The organism is Roseicyclus sp. (genome assembly GCF_052168335.1).
Taxonomy (GTDB): domain Bacteria; phylum Pseudomonadota; class Alphaproteobacteria; order Rhodobacterales; family Rhodobacteraceae; genus Roseibacterium.
In genome coordinates this window covers 1-3,313 of record NZ_JBQLZP010000546.1, presented here as the reverse complement: position 1 = coordinate 3,313, position 3,313 = coordinate 1, and the positions used below count along the sequence as shown (strand labels likewise).

Below are 3,313 nucleotides of genomic sequence, written 5' to 3'. Positions count from 1 at the left end.
ACGCGAGGTGAGCAGGATCACGTCGCGTTCGGAGACCAGCGATCTCTCGGAAGGTCTCGATGCGGGGGCCGACGACTTCCTGACCAAGCCGGTCGGTGCGCCGGAACTGCGCGCCCGCCTGAACGCCGGCGCCCGGATCGTCGCCATGCAGCGGGAACTGCTCGACAAGACCCGGTCGCTCGGCGCCGCCCTGACCGAGATTCACCAGCTCTACGACGCGATCGACGCCGACCTCGACGAGGCGCGGCGCCTCCAGCGCTCGCTCCTGCGCGACCGGCACCGCAGGTTCCCGGGCGCCGACGTGTCGCTCTGGCTCCGGGCGAGCGGACATGTGGGCGGCGACATGGTCGGCGTCTTCCGGGTCTCCTCCAGTACCGTCGGGTTCTACTCCCTCGACGTCTCGGGGCACGGCGTGGCCTCCGCCATGGTCGTCGCCCGCGCGGTCGGGATGCTCAGCGACGGCGCCCCATACCAGAACGTCGCGCTCGTCGCGCATGGGGACGGCGTCTTCGCCCCGCTTCCGCCCGCCATCGTCGCCCGCCGCCTGAACGAACAGCTCCTGAGCGAGCTGAAGGGCGAGCGCTATCTGACGATCTGCCTGGGGTTCCTCGACCTGCGATCGGGGTCGGTGCAGCTGGTGCAGGCCGGGCATCCCAACCCGCTCGTGCTGCGGGCGGGCGGCGGCGTCGAGCGGATCGGCGCCGGAGGAATGCCCATCGGCCTCTTCCCCGACGCCCGGTTCGACGGCTTCACCGTCCAGCTCGCACCGGGCGACCGTCTGCTTCTCTACTCCGACGGCCTGACCGATTGCCCCGGGGCGGACGGCAGGCCGCTCGACGACGAGGGGCTTCTGGAAATGTGCGGCCGGAATGCCGCCTCCCACGGCGCGGCGCTGCTCGACGCGATCGAGGAGGATGTCGAGCATTTCAGGGGAGGCCGCGACTTTCCCGACGATGTGTCGGCGCTGCTCGTGACCTACGCGGGGACCTGACGCAGCCGCATCCACCGCGCCACGAAATGCCGGTCGCCCGAGACGGCCAGCCGTTCGACCGCGGTTTGCCAGGGCAGGAACACCGCCGTGTGCCCGGGCTCCGTCGGGTCGGACAGGCGCCGCCCGAGGCGCGCGGCGTAGACATGGCACTGCTTCTGCGCGTGGAGGTCATACTCGGGCATGTAGGTGAAGCGGTGGAACATGCCGAGGCGCCGCATCCCGTGGATGGCGTAGCCTGTCTCCTCCATCACCTCGCGCACGAGGGCGACCAGCGGGCTCTCGCCCGGGTCGATGCCGCCGCCGGGAAGCTGGAGCTCGGGGCGCGGCTCCTCCTGGAAGGTGGCGAGGATGCCGTCGCCCGCGTCGATGATCGCGTAGACGCCCGGCCGGGGCACGTAGCGCTGTCCGGCGAGGGGCGGGCGGCCGAATCTGCGGTTCATTGCGGTCTCCTGCGGCCTGCTCTGCCGGATGCGGCCCTTGTGCCATCCGCCGGCCCCCTCGCCAAGGCCGAAGCCATGGGCTATGGCTCCGCCATGAAGAGGGCCTCGACCGAAACCCCACCCGCCACCGCCCGAGAGACGGCGGAGCGCGTCCTCCGCCTCGAGGGCGAGGCCGTGCTCGCGCTTGCCGCGGGGCTGCCCGAGGACTTCGAGGGCGCGGTGGAGGCGATCCTCGCCACCCATGGCCGCGTGATCCTGTCCGGCATCGGCAAGTCCGGCCACATCGCGCGCAAGATCAGCTCGACCTTCGCCTCGACGGGCACGCCCTCGGCCTTCGTGCATCCGGCCGAGGCGAGCCACGGCGACCTCGGCATGGTGATGCCGGGGGACCTCGCCATCCTGATCTCGAATTCCGGCGAGACGGCGGAACTCCGGGACATCGTGGCGCATGTGGCGCGTTTCTCGATTCCGCTCGTGGCGATCTCGGCGCGGCCGGGCTCGACGCTCATGCAGGCCGCCGACTACCGCCTGACCCTTCCGCCCGCGCCCGAGGCCTGCGCGCTGGGCATGGCGCCGACGACCTCGACGACGATGACGCTCGCGCTCGGCGACGCGCTGGCGGTCGCGGTGATGGAGCGGCGCGGCTTCCTGCCCGAGCAGTTCCGCACCTTCCATCCGGGCGGCAAGCTGGGCGCGCGGCTGTCGAAGGTGGCGCAGCTCATGCACGGGCCCGAGGCGCTGCCGCTGGTGGACGTTGCGCGCTCCATGCCGGAGACGCTGGTGGTGATGAGCGAGAAAGGCTTCGGCATCGCCGGCGTGACGGAGAATGGCCGCCTCGTCGGCGTGATCTCGGACGGCGACCTCCGGCGCAACATGGCGCACCTGATGGAGCGGCGGGCGGGCGAGGTCGCGACGCGGCGCCCCCGCGTGATCGGCCCCGACCTCCTGGCGGCCGAGGCGCTGGCGATGATGTCGGAGAACAAGATCACCGCGCTCTTCGTGACGGATGGCGGGGGCGTGCCGCTCGGCATCCTGCATCTTCACGACTGCCTGCGCGCGGGCCTGGTCTGACACCAAGCGGCCCCGCCCTTGGAGGGGCGGGGCCGGTCGGCCGGTCGGACGGGGAGAGAGGTCCGGCTCAGTTCGTGTCGTCGGCGAGGCGCAGCTGCTCGAAGATGTCCGCGGCATGGGCGGGCTGGCCGGAGAACAGCGTCAGCGAGTTCACGTCGATCCGGTCGGAGGCGCGGTCGACCGAGGCGTTGTGGTTCCGCACCGCTTCGTAGAGCGCCTCGTTGCCGCGGGTCGAGACGGTCGTGCCGAGGACGGGGCCGTTCGGGCCGACCGGGATGCGGTCCGCGGAGGTGTCGGCGCTCATGTTGAAGTGGGCGATCGCGGCTCGGGTCGTGTCGGAGGCGACGGCCGGTGCCGCGACGGCGGCGAGAAGGGCTGCGATGATGATCGTGCGGGTCATGTCGTGGTTCCTTTCGGTTGGTGTGGGCCGCTTCGGGCCGGGGTTCGGTGTGTCTGTCTCAGGCGTCGTTGCCTTGCGATGACCCGAACTTGTCCCCTCCCGCACTCTCTTTCAATTCACGAGAGCAGGAGAAATGCGCGAGAATGGTGCGTATTCGCACAAAGCCTCCACACCCGCGCACCGGCCTCACGGCGGCGTCAGGACCCGTCTCGCCCGCGTGAGCTGTGCAGCCGTTTCTGTAATGATTTCAGGCGTATCACCGGCCCGTGACCGATGTTTCAGACACCGTGGTAGTCGCGGTACCAGGCCACGAACCGCGCCACGCCCTCGCGGACAGGGGTGGTGGGGCGGTATCCGGTGAGGCCGGACAGGAGGGTCGCGTCCGCCCATGTCGCCGGCACGTCGCCGGGC

At 70.9% G+C, this 3,313-nt stretch carries 4 protein-coding genes and 1 pseudogene; 2 read left to right on the top strand and 3 right to left on the bottom strand.

Annotated features, from left to right (window positions below; translation table 11 throughout):
• Positions 1 to 991, top strand: a 991-nt coding sequence (locus ACTS11_RS16675; RefSeq protein WP_442641423.1) for a PP2C family protein-serine/threonine phosphatase, incomplete at its 5' end; no start/stop codon positions are given.
• Here the strand turns inward: ACTS11_RS16675 and ACTS11_RS16670 are convergent.
• Positions 976 to 1,431 (bottom strand): NUDIX hydrolase, encoded by a 456-nt coding sequence (locus ACTS11_RS16670; RefSeq protein WP_442641422.1) that lies wholly within the window; start codon positions 1,429 to 1,431, stop codon positions 976 to 978. The genes ACTS11_RS16675 and ACTS11_RS16670 overlap by 16 nt on opposite strands.
• A 93-nt stretch (positions 1,432 to 1,524) precedes the next feature.
• On the opposite strand from ACTS11_RS16670, the gene ACTS11_RS16665 reads away from it, so the two are divergent.
• On the top strand, positions 1,525 to 2,502 hold the full coding sequence (locus ACTS11_RS16665) for a KpsF/GutQ family sugar-phosphate isomerase (protein ID WP_442641421.1): 978 nt from the start codon (positions 1,525 to 1,527) through the stop codon (positions 2,500 to 2,502).
• 67 nt (positions 2,503 to 2,569) lie between these two features.
• Here the strand turns inward: ACTS11_RS16665 and ACTS11_RS16660 are convergent, their stop codons facing one another.
• Together ACTS11_RS16660 and ACTS11_RS16655 are read right to left on the bottom strand one after the other, a co-directional pair.
• Positions 2,570 to 2,902 (bottom strand): hypothetical protein, encoded by a 333-nt coding sequence (locus tag ACTS11_RS16660; RefSeq protein WP_442641420.1) that lies wholly within the window; start codon positions 2,900 to 2,902, stop codon positions 2,570 to 2,572.
• 278 nt (positions 2,903 to 3,180) lie between these two features.
• Positions 3,181 to 3,313: pseudogene (locus ACTS11_RS16655) on the bottom strand (UDP-glucuronate 5-epimerase); the annotation flags it as partial.

Excerpts from the sequence above, each read along its gene's own strand:
- ACTS11_RS16665 (WP_442641421.1), top strand. The coding sequence starts at position 1,525 with ATGAAGAGGGCCTCGACCGAAACCCCACCCGCCACCGCCCGAGAGACG.
- ACTS11_RS16670 (WP_442641422.1), bottom strand. The coding sequence starts at position 1,431 with ATGAACCGCAGATTCGGCCGCCCGCCCCTCGCCGGACAGCGCTACGTG.
- ACTS11_RS16660 (WP_442641420.1), bottom strand. The coding sequence starts at position 2,902 with ATGACCCGCACGATCATCATCGCAGCCCTTCTCGCCGCCGTCGCGGCA.